Origin of the sequence: Hydromonas duriensis (assembly GCF_004363775.1) — a bacterium.
Lineage (GTDB): Bacteria > Pseudomonadota > Gammaproteobacteria > Burkholderiales > Burkholderiaceae > Hydromonas > Hydromonas duriensis.
In genome coordinates, this window is the sequence record NZ_SNZE01000006.1 from 22,172 (window position 1) to 39,255 (window position 17,084).

22 protein-coding genes are annotated in these 17,084 nt (G+C 47.5%); 13 read left to right on the forward strand and 9 right to left on the reverse strand.

Annotation, left to right across the window (positions count from 1 at the left end; all coding sequences use genetic code 11):
- Window position 1: 1 nt before the first annotated feature.
- The 8 genes from DFR44_RS03935 to DFR44_RS03970 form a co-directional block, all read right to left on the reverse strand.
- Window positions 2-556, reverse strand: a complete 555-nt coding sequence (locus tag DFR44_RS03935) for a CinA family protein (protein WP_211336892.1) — start codon at window positions 554-556, stop codon at window positions 2-4.
- A gap of 78 nt (window positions 557-634) precedes the next feature.
- Window positions 635-1,135, reverse strand: a complete 501-nt coding sequence (locus tag DFR44_RS03940) for a phosphatidylglycerophosphatase A family protein (RefSeq protein ID WP_246012042.1) — start codon at window positions 1,133-1,135, stop codon at window positions 635-637.
- Between the two features lie 55 nt (window positions 1,136-1,190).
- Entirely contained in the window at window positions 1,191-2,222 is a 1,032-nt protein-coding gene (gene thiL / locus DFR44_RS03945; protein WP_133619408.1) for a thiamine-phosphate kinase, read from the reverse strand.
- Between the two features lie 2 nt (window positions 2,223-2,224).
- Window positions 2,225-3,265 (reverse strand): hypothetical protein, encoded by a 1,041-nt coding sequence (locus tag DFR44_RS03950; RefSeq protein ID WP_133619409.1) that lies wholly within the window; start codon window positions 3,263-3,265, stop codon window positions 2,225-2,227.
- 112 nt (window positions 3,266-3,377) lie between these two features.
- Window positions 3,378-3,821 (reverse strand): transcription antitermination factor NusB, encoded by a 444-nt coding sequence (nusB, locus tag DFR44_RS03955; protein ID WP_133619410.1) that lies wholly within the window; start codon window positions 3,819-3,821, stop codon window positions 3,378-3,380.
- Window positions 3,821-4,312: a 6,7-dimethyl-8-ribityllumazine synthase gene (ribH, locus tag DFR44_RS03960; protein ID WP_133619411.1), complete on the reverse strand. Its 492-nt coding sequence runs from the start codon at window positions 4,310-4,312 to the stop codon at window positions 3,821-3,823. Before ribH ends, nusB begins: the two co-directional genes overlap by 1 nt.
- A 55-nt stretch (window positions 4,313-4,367) precedes the next feature.
- Entirely contained in the window at window positions 4,368-5,498 is a 1,131-nt protein-coding gene (gene ribBA / locus DFR44_RS03965; protein WP_133619412.1) for a bifunctional 3,4-dihydroxy-2-butanone-4-phosphate synthase/GTP cyclohydrolase II, read from the reverse strand.
- 95 nt (window positions 5,499-5,593) lie between these two features.
- On the reverse strand, window positions 5,594-5,818 hold the full coding sequence (locus DFR44_RS03970) for a hypothetical protein (RefSeq protein ID WP_133619413.1): 225 nt from the start codon (window positions 5,816-5,818) through the stop codon (window positions 5,594-5,596).
- Between the two features lie 261 nt (window positions 5,819-6,079).
- Here DFR44_RS03970 and DFR44_RS03975 point away from each other — a divergent pair, with 261 nt between their 5' ends.
- From DFR44_RS03975 to DFR44_RS04035, 13 genes are all read left to right on the forward strand, one after another.
- Entirely contained in the window at window positions 6,080-6,532 is a 453-nt protein-coding gene (locus DFR44_RS03975; RefSeq protein WP_133619414.1) for an Rrf2 family transcriptional regulator, read from the forward strand.
- 38 nt (window positions 6,533-6,570) lie between these two features.
- On the forward strand, window positions 6,571-7,779 hold the full coding sequence (locus DFR44_RS03980) for an IscS subfamily cysteine desulfurase (protein WP_133619415.1): 1,209 nt from the start codon (window positions 6,571-6,573) through the stop codon (window positions 7,777-7,779).
- 16 nt (window positions 7,780-7,795) lie between these two features.
- Entirely contained in the window at window positions 7,796-8,089 is a 294-nt protein-coding gene (locus DFR44_RS03985) for a DUF2834 domain-containing protein (protein ID WP_133619416.1), read from the forward strand.
- Window positions 8,090-8,121: 32 nt separating this feature from the next.
- A complete protein-coding gene (gene iscU / locus DFR44_RS03990) occupies window positions 8,122-8,505 on the forward strand; it encodes a Fe-S cluster assembly scaffold IscU (protein ID WP_133619417.1) in 384 nt (127 codons plus the stop codon).
- Window positions 8,506-8,521: 16 nt separating this feature from the next.
- Window positions 8,522-8,845 carry an iron-sulfur cluster assembly protein IscA gene (gene iscA / locus DFR44_RS03995; RefSeq protein ID WP_133619418.1) on the forward strand — a complete coding sequence of 108 codons (324 nt, stop codon included), beginning with the start codon at window positions 8,522-8,524 and terminating at the stop codon, window positions 8,843-8,845.
- Between the two features lie 41 nt (window positions 8,846-8,886).
- Entirely contained in the window at window positions 8,887-9,345 is a 459-nt protein-coding gene (locus DFR44_RS04000) for a methyltransferase family protein (protein ID WP_162845149.1), read from the forward strand.
- Between the two features lie 3 nt (window positions 9,346-9,348).
- Window positions 9,349-9,825, forward strand: a complete 477-nt coding sequence (gene hscB / locus DFR44_RS04005) for a Fe-S protein assembly co-chaperone HscB (protein WP_133619420.1) — start codon at window positions 9,349-9,351, stop codon at window positions 9,823-9,825.
- Window positions 9,826-9,848: 23 nt separating this feature from the next.
- Window positions 9,849-10,907 carry an AbiH family protein gene (locus DFR44_RS04010; protein WP_133619421.1) on the forward strand — a complete coding sequence of 353 codons (1,059 nt, stop codon included), beginning with the start codon at window positions 9,849-9,851 and terminating at the stop codon, window positions 10,905-10,907.
- A gap of 21 nt (window positions 10,908-10,928) precedes the next feature.
- The gene (gene hscA, locus DFR44_RS04015; protein ID WP_133619422.1) at window positions 10,929-12,818 is read left to right on the forward strand and encodes a Fe-S protein assembly chaperone HscA; all 1,890 of its coding nucleotides are present in this window, start codon (window positions 10,929-10,931) and stop codon (window positions 12,816-12,818) included.
- A gap of 67 nt (window positions 12,819-12,885) precedes the next feature.
- Window positions 12,886-13,227: an ISC system 2Fe-2S type ferredoxin gene (gene fdx, locus DFR44_RS04020; RefSeq protein WP_133619423.1), complete on the forward strand. Its 342-nt coding sequence runs from the start codon at window positions 12,886-12,888 to the stop codon at window positions 13,225-13,227.
- Window positions 13,228-13,355: 128 nt separating this feature from the next.
- Window positions 13,356-14,180 (forward strand): 2,3,4,5-tetrahydropyridine-2,6-dicarboxylate N-succinyltransferase, encoded by an 825-nt coding sequence (gene dapD, locus DFR44_RS04025; RefSeq protein WP_133619424.1) that lies wholly within the window; start codon window positions 13,356-13,358, stop codon window positions 14,178-14,180.
- 281 nt (window positions 14,181-14,461) lie between these two features.
- Window positions 14,462-15,340, forward strand: a complete 879-nt coding sequence (locus tag DFR44_RS04030) for a hypothetical protein (protein WP_133619425.1) — start codon at window positions 14,462-14,464, stop codon at window positions 15,338-15,340.
- A 19-nt stretch (window positions 15,341-15,359) separates the two neighbouring features.
- Window positions 15,360-15,593, forward strand: a complete 234-nt coding sequence (locus tag DFR44_RS04035; protein ID WP_133619426.1) for a hypothetical protein — start codon at window positions 15,360-15,362, stop codon at window positions 15,591-15,593.
- Between the two features lie 252 nt (window positions 15,594-15,845).
- Here the strand turns inward: DFR44_RS04035 and DFR44_RS04040 are convergent, their stop codons facing one another.
- Complete coding sequence (locus DFR44_RS04040; protein WP_133619427.1) at window positions 15,846-17,078, reverse strand: FAD-dependent oxidoreductase; 1,233 nt, start codon at window positions 17,076-17,078, stop codon at window positions 15,846-15,848.
- Window positions 17,079-17,084: the final 6 nt, after the last annotated feature.

The window sequence follows — 17,084 nt, forward strand, 5'->3', positions numbered from 1 at the left end:
TTTAAGCCTCAAGCACCTGCATCGGCACGGGCAAATTAAGCTTATTAAACTCACACACACGAATCAAGCCATCCAAAACTGTCGCAATGGCTTGCTGGCGAATCGCCGCACGGTCACCTTCGAAGCGCCGTGTCACCGTGCGCACAAAAGTTGTACCCACCCCATCACGCCAGCCCCATGCCAGACACACCGTACCGACAGGTTTTTCCGCCGTACCACCACCCGGCCCCGCAATGCCACTCACCGCAACAGCGCAATTCACGCCCAAGACGCGCAAAGCCCCGCTGGCCATTTGTCCAACCACCACTTCGCTGACCGCGCCATGCTGGAGCAAATCCTCAGTGCGCACGTTCAACACATCTTGTTTCAAAGCGTTGCTATACGCCACGATACCGCCCGTGAACCAACTGCTCGCACCCGCAAGCTCAGTCAAAGTATGCGCAATACCGCCACCCGTACACGACTCCGCCGTGCCCATGTGCCAGCCCTGTTGATTCAAGCGATCCGCAAGCGTCATCACGCGCGCAATCATGTCAGAGGTTAAATTTAAACTCATGCAAAAAATCTTTAATAAATAACGACATCGGCATAAAGCCGCCTGCCAACATACACCGCAAGGCAAACCACCCTGCGCTTAAGACGCCATCCAAATATACGCCTGCTTACCCACCGCAAACACCAGCAAAGCATAAAACGCCGCCATCACATCATCGAGCATCACGCCCAGACCATTCGTCCATTTTTCATCAACCAAGCGAATCGGATAAGGCTTCCAAATATCAAACAAACGAAACAAACCAAAAGCTATCGCCTGTTGCCACAGCGGCGCAGGCATCACAAACAACAACACCAACCAAATCGCCCACATTTCATCAAACACAATTGACGAATCATCATGCACGCCCAGCTCTTTACCCGTCACATGGCACGCCCACACACCGACAGGGAAAGTCACCGCCAACAACAACGGCCACGCCCAGACATAAGCCCCAAGCGACTGATTTAAAAATACAAAAACCAACCAACCGACCAACGTTCCCCACGTCCCTGACGCAGGATGCAACAAGCCAGAGCCAACGCCCTGAGCAACAATTGCAGCTGGATGGATGAGCATCCATTGAAAACGAGTTTGCACTATTTTGACCCCAAACTAAACAGTTAGCGACTGGCACAGCACTGTCATGCTGCCCTCAAGAAAAGTGATTATACCCTTGCCAATCATTCATGTGTGCCAAGCTATCCGAGGAAATCTCACTCTGCCACATCACGCGCGGTGCACCCAATGAATCGACAGGCACAACGCGACCTATCCGCGTGAGTGGCACACCCAACTCACCGACCAAGTCGGCAATCCGCGCACGCATCGACAGGGGTGCGGTGAAGCACAACTCATAATCATCCCCACCCGTTAAAGCCAAACGCCAGCGTTGCCAAGGCTGCTCAAACGTCATCAACGCAAGCGGCGATGATAAAGGCAGTGCGTCGCAATCAATTTCAGCACTGACATTAGACGCTCGCAAAATATGTCGCACATCGCCCGCCAAACCATCCGACACATCCAGCATGCTACTCGCCACCCCACGCAACGCCAAGCCCAATTCAACTCTTGCGGTTGGCATTTCTAAGCGCGAACGCAACTGCGCCAGCGTTGTACTGTCCTGCTCTGGCAATGATTCACCCGCACGCTGTCGTTGCAATAAAGCCAAAGCCAAGGCCGCATCGCCCAGCGTGCCAGACACCCAAATGTCATCGCCCACTCGCGCCCCATCTCGCCGAATCGCCGCCCCAGCGGGCACTTGACCAAACGCTGTGATATTAATCACCAAACCATCTAGCCCACCAAGACCCGCACCCGAACCGCTTCGCGTGGTGTCACCGCCCATCAAATCACAATTGAACGAGGTCGCCAGTGCCAATAATCCACCACTAAAATCCGCCAACCAAGCCTCATCGACCGACGGCAACGCCAAGGACAAGGTAAAACCCAATGGTTCAGCCCCCATCGCCGCCAAATCTGACACATTCACCGCCAGTGCTTTATGCCCCAGCGTTCGCGCATCAACATCTGGAAAAAAATGCCGCCCCGCCACCAACATATCACTGGTGACCACGCATTGACAATTCGGCGACACCCTAAACAATGCCGCATCGTCGCCCACACCCAAATCAGCACGCCGTGAGAGATGGGTGAAATAGGATTGGATGATTTGAAATTCGTGCATCGCTAAACTATCTCTAAAAAATCTCTAGAAAGCATCATTGAAGCAACCGAAGACTCAATGCACTCCCAGTTTTTGAGTTCAGATGCAATACAATATCCTTCGTTTTTAAATTTTTTAAGCTGACTCTTCAAGTCTTTCAATGAACTGGTATTTATAACCATTCTCAAAACAGTTCCACTAAAGCCTACTAAATCAAAGTTAATTTTTTGCCCTAACTTCAACAGCAGTCCAGACTTACCGCTTGCAATAAAGAACTCTCCACCCGTTCTTGCTATTCGGCTCGTCATATAAAGTCCAAACCCTGAGTTTTGCCATACATCATTATGATTTTTCTTAACACCCTTGTACATCTTTCCTGACACACCTGGCAACAACGATAATTGCAAAGCATCTCGATCACACGACATACTTAAATAAGGGTTATTTGAAAGAGAGTTTTTAATACCAACTCCCAAATCTAAAACAACTATTTCCACTTTATTTTTTGTAGGCCAAAATTGCGCACAAAACTCTAGAACAGATGAATTTGAGTGTTCAACAACATTTCTCATCACCTCTCTTAATGAGTAAGTAAGCGTGTCAAAAAGTTCGCCGCTATCTGCTCTTATCAACATCCTCGCCAACGAACTTGACTTTGCCTCTATCAGGTTTCCAATTGCCTCACCTTTCTCAAAGGCCTCTTTTTTTATATCTTCAATATTTATTATTGTTAAGGGCAAATAACTCGAGCTACCACCCGCTTGCCCAGGTGACTTACCAAAATCCAAACCAAACGCTTTAAAAAAACCCATATGTGCAAGGTAACTCTTCTCTTTATAATTCTGCGCTTTAAAACGAACACCTCGCTTAGATTGACATTTATAAACCTCGGAGATTTGACTAGAGACATATGCCATACCAAAAGGTTCAATATGCTCTAAAAATCTAAAATCAAAAACAATTTCGTCTACTTCATCAGAGATATCCCAAAAAGTATTACAAAAATCTATAGCATTTTGTAAGCTCAAGCTTCTTGGAACTGTCATCATCTTACAAAGAGCCATCGCCTCCCCCTATTTTAAATTGGCTACTTTTTTTGCAATAAGGCCTCAATATTTTAGCAATTAAAAAATATTGAGGCCTATTCAACCAAGCCAAACTTATAAGTTTAAGTTATCAGATACCAACTTCCAACGCCCTTAAACCACCCGCCAATTTATCCAGCACACCGTTTACATATTTAAAACCATCGGTGCCACCAAAACTCTTGGTGATTTCGACGGCTTCGTTAATCACGACTTTATAAGGCACCGACAATTCGTTTTTCAACTCATACGCCGCAACCAATAAAACACCGTGTTCGACAGGCGAGAGCTCAACCAGCGGACGGTCGACACAAGGCACCAGCGCTTCGCGCAGTTCGGCAACTTGGGCGACCACGCCTTTTAACATTTGGGTGTAATAGGCTTCATCGGCTTTATGAAAATCAGGGGTTTCACGGATGAACACATCGGCGGCGCTTACGCTGCCCTCGCCCGTGACGAGCCATTGATACAAGCCTTGAACCACCAGCTCACGAGAGCGGCGGCGTGCACTTTTGCTGTTGGATTCTTTAGCCATTATGCGTTTTCCTCATCAGTGGTGAATCCGATAAACTCGTCCAAACCTTCATACAGGCAGGCCATTTCGATGGCAACTCGCGCCGCATCCGCGCCTTTTTCTTGGACGCGTGCAAATGCCTGTTCGTCGTTTTCAACCGTTAAAATTGCGTTGGCAATCGGCATGTTATGGTCAAGACTGACACGGGTCACGCCCGCGCCTGATTCGTTTGAAACGAGGTCAAAATGATACGTCTCGCCCCGTACCACAGCACCTAGCGCAATAAGGGCGTCAAATTCTTCGGACTGGCACATCATTTGTAAAGCCAAAGGCACTTCAAGCGCGCCAGGGACGGTGATGTACAAAATATCTTCTTCCAATACGCCTTGCGCCATCAATTCGGTGACGCAAGCATTCAACAGCGCATTGCAAATATCTTCGTTGAAACGCGCTTGGACGATACCAATACGCAGGTCTTTGCCTGAAATTTCGGGTTTAAATTGTTCAATCATGGTGTTTTCCAATATGAATTAAAAAAGTGACACTTATTTGTTTTGTGGCGGGCATTTACAAGGTCGTAAAGCCTGTGACTTCGAGGTCAAAGCCACCCATTGATGGCATTTTACGCGGGCTGCCTAAAAGTGTCATTTTTTGCACGCCCAAATCTTTGAGAATTTGCGCACCGATACCGTATAAGCGCAACTCAGTCGGCTGTTTTTGCACTGCACTTTGACCGCTGTTTTTCGCATTTAAACGTTGAAACTGCTCAACCAAGCGCACCGAGGACTCCTGACAGTTAAGCAAAACAGCGACGCCAACGCCTTGTTGGGCAATGTACTGTAAAGCCGCATTGACCGAGACCGAATGTGTCGTTTGCCCCACATCCAGCACATCTAACACAGACAGCGGCTCATGCACGCGCACGGGCACAACCTCCGCGGTTTTCACATCACCTTTCACCAGCGCCAAGTGAACTTGTGCGCTGCATGCTTCTTTGTACAATACGGCGCGAAAATCGCCGTGCGCTGATGTCATGGTGTGTTCGCCAATACGTTCGACCAGCTTTTCGCGGGCGCTGCGATACTCGATTAAATCAGCAATCGTGCCAATTTTTAGACCGTGTTGCTCTGCAAATATTTTCAAATCGGGTAAACGCGCCATTTCGCCATCGTCATTCATAATTTCACAAATAACAGATGCGGGGGTCAGTCCCGCCAAACGCGCCAAATCGCAACCCGCTTCGGTGTGTCCTGCTCGCACCAACACGCCGCCATCGCGCGCGCGCAAAGGGAAAATATGCCCAGGCTGAACAATATCCGCAACGCCGTATTTTGCGCTGGCGGCCACTTCAATCGTGCGGGCACGGTCGGCCGCAGAAATGCCTGTGGTGACGCCTTCTCGCGCCTCAATCGACACGGTGAAATTCGTGCCATATTGCGTGCCATTTTCACCCCCGCCGACCATCATCGGCAAATTCAGCTCATCACAACGCGCTTCGGTTAAAGTCAAACAAATCAAGCCGCGGCCATGCTTGGCCATAAAATTAATCGCCTGCGGTGTGACAAAATCCGTGGCAAGCACCAAATCGCCTTCGTTCTCGCGGTCTTCTTCATCGACCAAAATCACCATCCGACCCTCTTTTAACTCGGTAATAATTTCGTCAGTAGTCGCTATTTGTGTTCCATTTGTTGCTGTCATGCTGCATGAATCCAGAATATTTTAAACCGCCATTGTACGCGATTTATGTTGGGGAAAATTTGCTAATAAAAACAGCAACCTATTCAACCTACGCCTCAAGGCTGCTGCTCTGGATAATTTGAATCCAAACTGCTTACAAGCGCCATCAATGTCGTGCGCACCTGCTCCTCTGTGCCGCCCATGAGCACCGCATCATCAAGCATATCCTGCGCAAGCTGATGCAGCTCCTCAAGGTTTTCGTTCAGCACTTTGATTTTTTCAACACAGGCCAGCGGTGTGCCATCGGGTTTATGCCAAATAGGCGGTTTGAATGCACTCATGAGCGTTTAGACAACCATTCCATTAAAAGTGGGGATTTTAACACGCCCCGCCACTTTTAGCCCTCCCACCGCATCCTGTAATATAATGCCATACCCTTATGCGTGGTAAGGCTTTCTGTGGGTAATACCCGAGTAATTTAATCGGGTTTATGTTACAATGGCTGCACATTCGCTAAGATGTCATCACCAGATTATTTATATTTCACATTGAGCTTAATTGCCCTATAAAATCAACGACATATTTAAGAATTGGATCACACTATGCGACTTACTACGAAAGGACGATTTGCGGTGACTGCACTATTAGACGTGACCTTGCGCTCGAGCGACGGTCCTGTCAACTTAGCGGCGGTTTCTGAGCGTCAACAAATATCTTTGTCTTACCTTGAGCAATTATTCGGCAAATTACGCCGCAACAAATTGGTAGACAGCGTTCGAGGCCCTGGTGGCGGCTACGTGCTGGCTCGCGCCCCAGAAACCATTTCTGTTGCTCATATCATTGTAGCGGTAGATGAACCGTTGGACACGCGTCAATGCGAAGGTCGGGCTGACTGTCAAAACGGCCATCAATGCATGACGCACAATTTATGGAACAATTTAAACAGCAAAATGTTTGAGTACCTTGATTCAGTCAGCTTACACGACTTGGTGCAAGACCATTTGGCGCACAATGCAGCACTCAAGTCGTCAGAGCATGTCATTCACATGCAATAAATGTAATAGCAATTTTTAGACATTCGAAAGACTACCCAATGAACATGCCCATCTACATGGATTACTCCGCCACCACGCCAATAGACCCTCGCGTTGCGGACAAAATGATTCCATACATCACCGAACACTTTGGCAACCCAGCCTCACGCAGCCACCCTTACGGCTGGGCGGCGGAAGAAGCTGTAGAAACGGCTCGTTCTCACGTCGCCGCGCTGGTCAATGCAGACCCTCGCGAAATCGTGTTCACTTCGGGCGCGACCGAATCGAACAACTTGGCTTTAAAAGGCGTGGCGCATTTTTACAAAGATAAAGGCAAGCACATCATCACGGTCAAAACCGAGCACAAAGCCGTCCTCGACACCTGCCGCGAGCTGGAACGCGAAGGATTCGAAGTGACCTACCTTGATGTGCGGGACAGCGGCTTGTTGGACTTAGACACGTTCAAAGCCGCCATTCGCCCCGACACCATTTTGGCTTCGGTCATGCACGTCAACAATGAAATTGGTGTGATTCAAGACATCGCCACGCTGGGTGAGATTTGCCGCGAAAAAGGCGTGATTTTTCATGTGGACGCCGCGCAATCAACGGGGAAAGTGACCATTGACTTGAACGCCTTAAAAGTTGACTTAATGAGTTTCTCAGCGCACAAAACGTATGGCCCCAAAGGCATCGGTGCGCTCTACGTGCGCCGCAAACCGCGCATCCGCCTCGAAGCACAAATGCACGGCGGCGGCCACGAACGCGGCATGCGTTCAGGCACATTGGCGACTCATCAAATTGTCGGCATGGGCGAGGCTTTTCGCATCGCCAAAGAAGACATGGACAGCGACAACAAGCGCATCGGCGCACTGCGCGACCGCCTGTGGACGGGCTTTCAAAACATGGAAGAAGTGCATTTAAATGGCGACATGACCCGCCGCGTGCCACACAACTTAAATGTCAGCTTTAACTTCGTTGAAGGCGAATCATTGATGATGGCGATTAAGGATGTTGCCGTATCCAGCGGTTCAGCGTGCACCTCCGCCTCGTTAGAACCCTCTTACGTTTTACGTGCTTTGGGGCGTTCCGATGAGCTGGCGCATTCATCGATTCGCTTTACCGTTGGTCGTTTCACCACCGAAGCAGAAATTGACACCGTCATTGCCCTCATGCAATCGAAAATCGCCAAACTGCGTGAACTCTCACCCTTATGGGAAATGTACAAAGAAGGCATCGATTTAAACAGTGTGCAATGGGCAGCGCATTAAATAAGAAGGACATGATATGAAAAAGTTGATTTTATGGGCTGTACTGCTGGGCTTTAGCGTACTCACTGCGATTGCCGTTGCTTCTCATGGCGTCATCGGTATTTTTCAATACCAACTGGCGAACGCTGCGGGCTTACAGGTGCTGGTTGACTTAATTATCGCTTCGGCTTTTTTCTTGGTTTGGATGTGGCACGACACGCAAAAAAGAGGGGTTAGCCCTTGGCCTTGGCTGATATTAACCCTAGTAGCTGGCTCATTTGGACCATTAATTTATTTCATTGTGCGTGAATACAAGGCGCAAAACAACTAGCTCGAACAACTGGCTCAAAACGGAGAAACATCATGGCTTACTCAGACAAACTAATGGATCACTACGAAAATCCGCGCAATGTCGGCGCGTTTGACAAGGGCGACGACAGCGTGGGCACGGGCATGGTCGGCGCACCCGCCTGCGGTGACGTGATGAAGCTGCAAATCAAGGTCAACGAACAAGGCATCATCGAAGACGCTAAATTCAAAACCTACGGTTGCGGTTCAGCCATCGCCTCATCGTCACTGGTGACCGAATGGGTCAAAGGCAAAACCGTAGACCAAGCCTTAGACATCAAAAACTCACAAATTGCTGAAGAATTGGCTTTACCTCCCGTCAAAATTCACTGCTCAATTCTCGCGGAAGATGCGATTAAAGCCGCGGTGGCGGATTACAAAGCCAAACACTCTAGCTAGACAAGGAGAACACATCATGGCAGTCTCAATGACCGCGGCGGCAGCGCAACACGTACAAAGCTTCTTGACCAAACGCGGCAAAGGCATTGGTCTTCGCCTTGGTGTGCGCACCACAGGCTGTTCGGGCATGGCGTACAAATTGGAATACGCCGACAACCTCGAACCTGAAGACAATGTATTTGAAGCGCATGGCGTGAAATTGCTGATTGACCCAAAAAGTTTAGCGTATTTGGACGGCACAGAACTGGACTACACCCGCGAAGGTTTGAACGAAGGTTTTAAATTCAACAACCCCAACGTCAAAGACGAATGCGGTTGCGGCGAGTCATTCCACGTATAAACCGATCAACCCCGCTAAACAATCCATGCACACCCCTATTTATGCTCAACTTTCTGAATATCCGCATTTACCCTTTGTTGCTCATGGCGATTTTGCTATTGGCGCAATTGATATTCGGTCGTTTTATTAAATTCTCACTCGCCTTGGCGAATGCCTCAGGCATGACCGCCTTGGCGCTGTTGCTCATCGGGGTCGTGTTGATTATGTGGGCAGGTTTACAATTTCGCATTCACAACACCAGCGTCAACCCCAGCAAAACCGCAACCACCCTCGTCACCACATGGCTCTTTCGCCTCTCGCGCAACCCCATGTACTTGGGCATGTTGTTGATTTTAATGGTTCAACCCTTACTTGCCCTGCGGCCGCACCTCTTGATATTCACCGCTGTATTTTTCATCATCATGAACTACCTTGTGATTCCACGCGAAGAGCGCATGATGCTCAACACCTTTGGCGAACACTACCAAAACTACTGCGCCCAAACCCGTCGCTGGATTTAACTCATGAAACAAAACTACTTCGAGCTATTTCAACTGCCCGTACAATTTGACCTCAACCTCGCCGACCTCACAGAACGCCACCGCACCATTATCAACAAAGTTCATCCCGACCGCTTCGCCGCCGCCAGCGCGATGGAACAACGCCTTGCGTTGCAGTGGTCGACATTCGCCAACGAAGCCTACCAAGCCCTGCGCGACCCCATCGCTCGCGCCACTTACCTGCTGCAACTGCACGCGCCCGAACTCACGGGCGAAGCAATGCGAGTACAATTGCCACAATATTTTTTAATGCAACAAATGGAATGGCGCGAAGCCCTTGAAGACGGCAAAGTTGAACAAGTGCGCGCAGAAGTCGATGCCATCCATGCGCAGAACTTAGAATACTTGGCGCAAGCATGCGCCGCTCAAAACTGGTCTCAAGTGCAAACGGTCATTGCGCAGTGCCAGTTTGTTGAGAATTTTTTGAAGCAGTTGCCATAAACAGGTAAATAAAGAGAAAAACGATGGAAAGAATTTTAATCATTGGAAATGGCTTTGACTTAGATTTGGGTTTAAAGACTTCGTATCAAGACTTTCTAAGGTCAGAGTCAAAGTCTTTTGAAAACCTGATAGCAACACAAAATGTGTTGGCTCGTTATTTAAATTATAAAAATGAAATTCAAAACTGGGTAGACGTTGAGCATGAGTTAAAAAATTATGCTAATGATTTATACAAAAAACCCGATGCACTTCAAAACTTTTTAAAGCGAGAAAAATATATAACTGAAAATATAACTTCGGGGGCGACGTACTATCGTATTAACGATGCCATTTTTCCAGAAATCGATTCTGTTTATAACCTTTATCTCTTATTTAAAACCAACCTAAAAAAAGAGTTTGTAGCATTAAAAGAGGCTTTATGTACGCATTTAACTGAAGCACAAAGACAACAAAATGACAGTAAATCAAATGCTTATAGAATATTAAAATACGGGACTTTATTTAATGACAATGGCTCATATCACGACTTTAACTTTCCAGACGAAATAGAACAAAAAAAATTTGACTCAATCTATTCGTTTAACTATACCAATAGCCTTAAAGATTACACAGGTCGAACAGATGGAGGACACGCTGTAGAACCATTTTTTATTCACGGCTCTTTAAATCAAAACAACATCGTTTTTGGCGTTGAGGATGATTCAGTACCTGAGGAGTGTAATTTTTTACTTAAATCAGACCATGCGGCATTTGGGTTTGCACCAGATTTATTGCTCAACATTTTTTCAAATGAACCCAATGAGTTTCATTTTTTTGGTTGCTCGCTAGGTGACACCGACAACATACATTTTGAAAACTTTTTTTCTGCGTTAACCAAAAGATGGGATGCCACAAACATATTAATACCCAAACATCATCTATTCTTTTACGTCTACGACAAATCAGGCTATCAAGCCATAAGAAATCGAATTTTGCGTTTAACCAAAGGTCAACTTGCCGCCTTTAAAAAGAACAACAAAGTGATTTTTTACGACATAAAAAGTAACGTAATGATAGACCAAAACTACTTGAACCAACTTTGAACAGATTGATGCAAAGCAAATATGGCACTCCTCCAAATCTCCGAACCCGGTGAATCCACCCTCCCCCACCAACATCGTTTAGCGGTAGGCATTGACTTGGGCACCACCAACTCTCTCGTGGCGACCGTTCGCCATGGTTTTCCTACTGTTTTAAGCGACGAAGACGCGCGCGCGCTCGTGCCGTCGGTCGTGCATTATGCGCCCGATGCGACGACGGTGGGCTACGCGGCGAAAGCCTTACAGACCAACGACCCGAGAAACACCATCGCTTCGGTGAAACGCTTGATGGGGCGCGGCTTTGTCGATGCCCGTGCCTTGCCTGATGCGGGTTATTGTTTGGTCGATACACCAGGCATGGTCAGCGTAAAAACCGCACAGGGAGTCAAAAGCCCTGTTGAGGTGTCTGCCGATATTTTGAAATTTTTGCACGCGCGAGCCACTGCAAGCCTTGGCGATGAGCTGGTCGGTGCGGTCATCACTGTACCTGCGTATTTTGATGAGGCGCAACGCCAAGCGACTAAGGATGCGGCGCAACTCGCGGGGCTGAATGTGTTGCGTTTATTGAATGAACCAACGGCGGCCGCCATTGCGTACGGTTTGGATAATGCCGACAACATCGCGAAAGAAGGGGTGTTTGCGGTGTATGATTTAGGCGGCGGTACGTTTGATGTGTCGATTTTAAAATTATCCAAAGGTGTGTTTGAAGTCTTGTCTACGCACGGCGATACGGCTTTGGGCGGTGATGATTTTGACCACCGCGTGTATTGTTGGATTTTGGAGCAGGCGAATTTAATCGGTTTGCATGCCAATTTATCCACACAAGACGTGCGCTTATTACAGAGCAAAAGCCGTTGGGCGAAAGAGCATTTGACCACCAACGGCGTGGTGAGCATTCGCGCCACGTTGTCTGATGAACATCAGGTTAATTTAATGCTCAGTCAAGCGCAGTTCTTTGAGATGACCAAAACTTTGGTTGATAAAACCATTGGCGTATTGGATGAGGCTTTGGCTCAGGCTCATGTCAGCAGCAGCGATTTGCAGGGTGTCGTGATGGTGGGCGGTGCGACGCGGATGGTGCACGTTCAGCGTGCTGTGGCGGCGCATGTGGCTTGCCCCGTATTGAATGACCTTGACCCTGACCAAGTGGTCGCGCTCGGCGCAGCGATGCAAGCCAATTTATTAGCGGGCAACCGTTCGGATGATGACTGGTTGTTGCTGGATGTGATTCCGCTGTCGCTTGGTGTCGAAACCATGGGCGGCTTGACGGAAAAAATCATCCCGCGCAACAGCACGTTACCGTTGGCGCGTGCGCAAGAGTTCACAACGTTCAAAGATGGACAAACCGCCATGGCACTTCATGTCGTGCAAGGCGAACGCGAGCTGGTGAGCGAGTGTCGCTCGCTTGCGCGTTTTGAATTGCGCGGCATTCCGCCGATGGTCGCGGGCGCGGCGCGCGTGCGTGTGACGTATCAAGTCGATGCCGATGGCTTGCTCACGGTTTCGGCGCGTGAAATCAATTCAGGCGTATCCGCTGAAATCACGGTGAAGCCCTCTTATGGATTGTCGGACAACGACATTGCCAAGATGCTCACGGATGGCAACAGCCACGCCAAAGACGATATGCAGGCTCGCGCATGGCGTGAAGTGCTTGTCGATGCACAGCGCATTGTGCTGGCGGTCAACAGCGCCATCAGCGAAGACGGCGAATTGCTTACTGAAGATGAACGTAGCGACTTGCTCAAGCACATCAAAATCATTGATGATTTAATTCAAGCGAATGATGTGAGCCAAGCCGATGCCTTGCGCGCCGCCAGCGACGGGCTTGCCCATGCTTCAGAAGAGTTTGCCGCTCGTCGCATGGACAAAGCCATTGCGCACGCCTTGGCAGGTCAGTCGATTGACACGTTATAGGCTACAAACACGCCTTTAAAACATTCACCTACATTTTTTGAAACTTACATTTTTTTGAAAAACAACCATGCCAATTATTAAAGTACGCCCTCATGAGACCATTTGCCCCAATGGCGCTGAATTTGAAGCCCAGCAAGGCATGTCTATTTGCGACAATTTGCTGCAACATCATATTGACATTGAACACGCGTGTGAAAAAGTCGCGGCCTGCACCACCTGCCACGTCATTGTGCGAAAAGGCTATCAATCGCTCAATGAGATTGGCGACCAAGAAGAAGATTTGCTCGACATGGCTTGGGGGCTAACCGCTCAATCTCGCTTGTCGTGCCAAGCCATCGTTGCAGACGAGGACTTAGAAATTGAAATGCCGAAGTACACGAAAAACCACGCCAGCGAAGGTTCGCATTAAACTTTTGGTTTTCGTGTGCAACACACAACCAACTTTAAAACGAGCTGAAAAGTTGGTTTTCACATTCCATTGAACAACTATATAATGTTGCGATTATTTTAAACACTGACACAAGGACTAGAATGAGCATGAGCCAACTCGAACAATTCATTAACGACGCATGGGAACAACGCGCTGAATTCACACCAAAAAATGCACCTGCAGACGTGCGTGAAGCCGTCGACAGCGTCATTGCACAACTCGACTCGGGTGCCATTCGCGTGGCCGAAAAAATCAATGGCGACTGGCATGTCAACCAATGGATTAAAAAAGCCGTGCTATTGTCATTCCGTCTTGAAGACAACGCCGTGATGGGCGCGGGTGGTTTTACTCAGTTCTATGACAAAGTCCCGAGCAAATTCGCCAACTACACCGCAGAAGACTTTGCCAAAGGCGGCTTTCGCGTCGTACCGCCCGCCGTTGCACGTCGCGGCTCATACATTGCTAAAAACACGGTATTGATGCCGTCTTATGTCAATATTGGCGCGTATGTGGATGAAGGCACCATGGTCGACACTTGGGCAACGGTTGGCTCGTGTGCTCAAATCGGTAAAAACGTGCATTTATCTGGCGGTGTCGGCATCGGCGGCGTACTCGAACCCATGCAAGCCAACCCGACCATCATCGGCGACAACTGCTTTATTGGCGCGCGCTCTGAAGTGGTTGAAGGCGTTATTGTTGAAGACAACTGCGTGATTTCAATGGGCGTGTACATCGGCCAATCGACCAAAATTTTCGACCGCGAAACAGGTGAAGTCACTTACGGTCGCATCCCTGCTGGCTCGGTCGTCGTTTCAGGCAACTTGCCCTCAAAAGATGGCTCATACAGCTTGTACTGCGCCGTCATCGTCAAAAAAGTTGACGCTCAAACCCGTTCAAAAACCAGCATCAACGAACTGTTGCGCGGCGTGTAATCCAACGCCAATCGCATAGACTTCGCTAACAAGAGCATTGATGTGGCGTACATCATGCTCTTGGGCGGCATGCAACGTGCCGCAAACCAAGTGCTGTCAATCCACATTCAAACACGATAAAGCATTGGGCGACTCAAGGCATTGCCTAGATAGGAGATTTGATGGTGTACCCCATATCATGCATTTTCTTGAAACTACTTGTTTTGTTTATATCTGTGACAGTTTTTTGTGTATTGTCTATTGCTACGCTGCATTTTTTACCTAATTTTTTAAAAAAATTTATGAGTCATAAGAACATGAAAGCAAAAGTTAAAAACATAATTTGTGACTTAGTAAAATTAATCGCGATATTATTGGTTGGCTTGATTATCTTATGGCTAGTTTATAAGTATGGTTGGCTCAATAAGTCACGGGCTTTTGAGTTCCCCTCAAGTTCAGCAGAACGCGGTCAGTTTGGCGATTTTTTTGGTGGTGTATTTAATCCAATTATTGGCTTGTTCTCAGCCTATTTCGTATATCGAGCTTTTAAAGCGCAGATTGACGCTAATGAAAAAATCAGAGAACAGTTTCAAATTGAGCATTTAGAAGCTGGCATTGCAAGTTTGTATGGGTTTCTTGAAAAGAATATTGAAAGTTTTAGCTTTAAATCTTTACCACCTTCTTATCTAAAGACAAAAGAAGAAATGGATGAAATTTTATCCAGTCCAAAATACCGATATTCAAGTGCTAGGAATGAAGACAAAATCGAAGCTTACAACTGTGACACACTAGAAGATATTGAATCTAGCGAAGGCGGAGCTGCAATACATAAACTAATTTGTCAAATTATCTGCGAACCTCATGCATCAGAATCAGAACTTCAAGATGAAGATTCTGTTCAACAATTAATCAACATCCTAGAAACATTTTTGGAGTTACTTATTCGCATTAAAGATTGTGAAAATAAAATGTCTTCAAAAAACACCGAGCACAAACATGCATATCGCTTACTTTTAGAAAGTTTATTCAAGTATCAAATTGCCAAAAATCACTCTGATTATGACCTTTGCAGTCATCAACATGGTCTGCCTGAAAAATTGAGCAATACATTTTCAAGTATTCAAGACGAACTTAGGATTGCAAGAAGTAATAAGATCGTGCCCAATGTTGAAAATACTTAACGAATATTGAACAAAAACAATGTCCATTAAATTACCCAAATTCACACCACAAGCCGCTCAGCTATGGAGCTTGCTACCGATTGACGATAAAAAGAATGTCTTAGAAAACGTCTATTGCAGCCACTGCAAAGATGTCACGACGATGTTTAATGCCACGGGCAGGGCAGAAAAAGGCAGCTTGATACTGAACGGGCAATGCGCCGTGTGCATGAACCCAGTGGGTCGTTATATTGAAGCTGATGCGTTTAGATAATCGCATGAACTTTTTTATGAATTAAAAATCGTACAAAAACTCATATAAATCCAGCAATGGATTGATATGAGTCTTACAGTCAGAAACCGAGCGGGCGATGTGCTTGTACCGTCCATTCCATCTATTCTCGGCAGACTGTTTCAAATAGCTTTTTTAACCACGCCAAAAATAGCCCCCCACTCAACGATACCAACGACTAATTACATTGCTGGCATGACTCATGTACATCTCGCTGTTACGCTCGCTGTCATTTTATTTAATCCAAGCATATAAGTCCTTATCAGCCAAATGCCCTTGCAACCACCCCGTTTTTGAACCGACCAAAGTTTCAACGGATTGAGTTCGACCCAGTTGAGTGTGGCGAGTAGTGACAAGCACCACATCTCGCACTGCGCCAAAAATTCGACTATGCGATTGAAAAAGAGGCGTGAGCAACCGACTGGCTTGTCGATAATACGTCAAATGATTTTTACGCATCTTTGAGTAATGCAAGAACGCATTTCTAATATCATCATTGTTCTGCGCCTGACAGACTCGGCTCAAAACCAACGCATCGACCAACGCCATATTTGCCCCTTGCCCTAATTGTGGACTCATTGCATGAGCACAGTCTCCTAAAGCGATAACGCGTTCATCATGCCAAACGTGCATCCGAACATCGGCATAGCGTGCCAGCATCAATTGTTCTGGGGCGTTAATCATCGCTAAAAACGGCTCGGCTTCGGGCGATAGCTGCAGGACTTGTTGCTTCCATGCCTCTAACCCTTCCTCTTGCCAGCGGCCAAATTCATCTATTGGCAAACTCCAAAACAGGCTGGTCAATTGTTGTGTTGGCTTATCAAAGGTTGACCCCGTGGGCATCAAACCAAACATTTGACGCGAGCCGCGATACCATTGGCGCAAGTCTCGGTTGTTTTGTTGTTGCAAAGGCGTGGGTAAAATCGCCCATAAAGCCCCCCACGGGTAAGGCTCTATTTTTTGTTTAACGCGCATTTTTGAGCGCAACTGTGAACGTGTGCCATCCGCTAAAATCAGAGCGTCAAATTCACCCAGCATGCTTTGCTGAGTAAACAAACGAACCCTTTGTTCGTTTTGCTCAAAACGGTCAACTTCAACACCCGTTTTCACCACTATGTGTTCGCATTGAGCCACGTGTTGTAGCGCGTGCATCAACACCCCACGGTGTATTCCCATGCCAACGCTACCAGTACGCCAATCATCATATTTTGTATTCAAAACCACGCGCTGACCGCTTGTGCCATACAAACGCTCAATCGGAGCTGCTAATCGGGCACACGCTTCTAAAGCACCCAATTCCGATAATGCTGCCATACCCGATGGTTGCAATAAAATACCTGCGCCTACCGCTTTCAATTCAGGTACACGTTCAAACACCGTGACGGCATGCCCCTGACGAGCCAATAAAATAGCAGCAGCCAAGCCAGCTGTACCTGCACCAATAACTGCAAAAGACTGTTTTCTCATTATTTT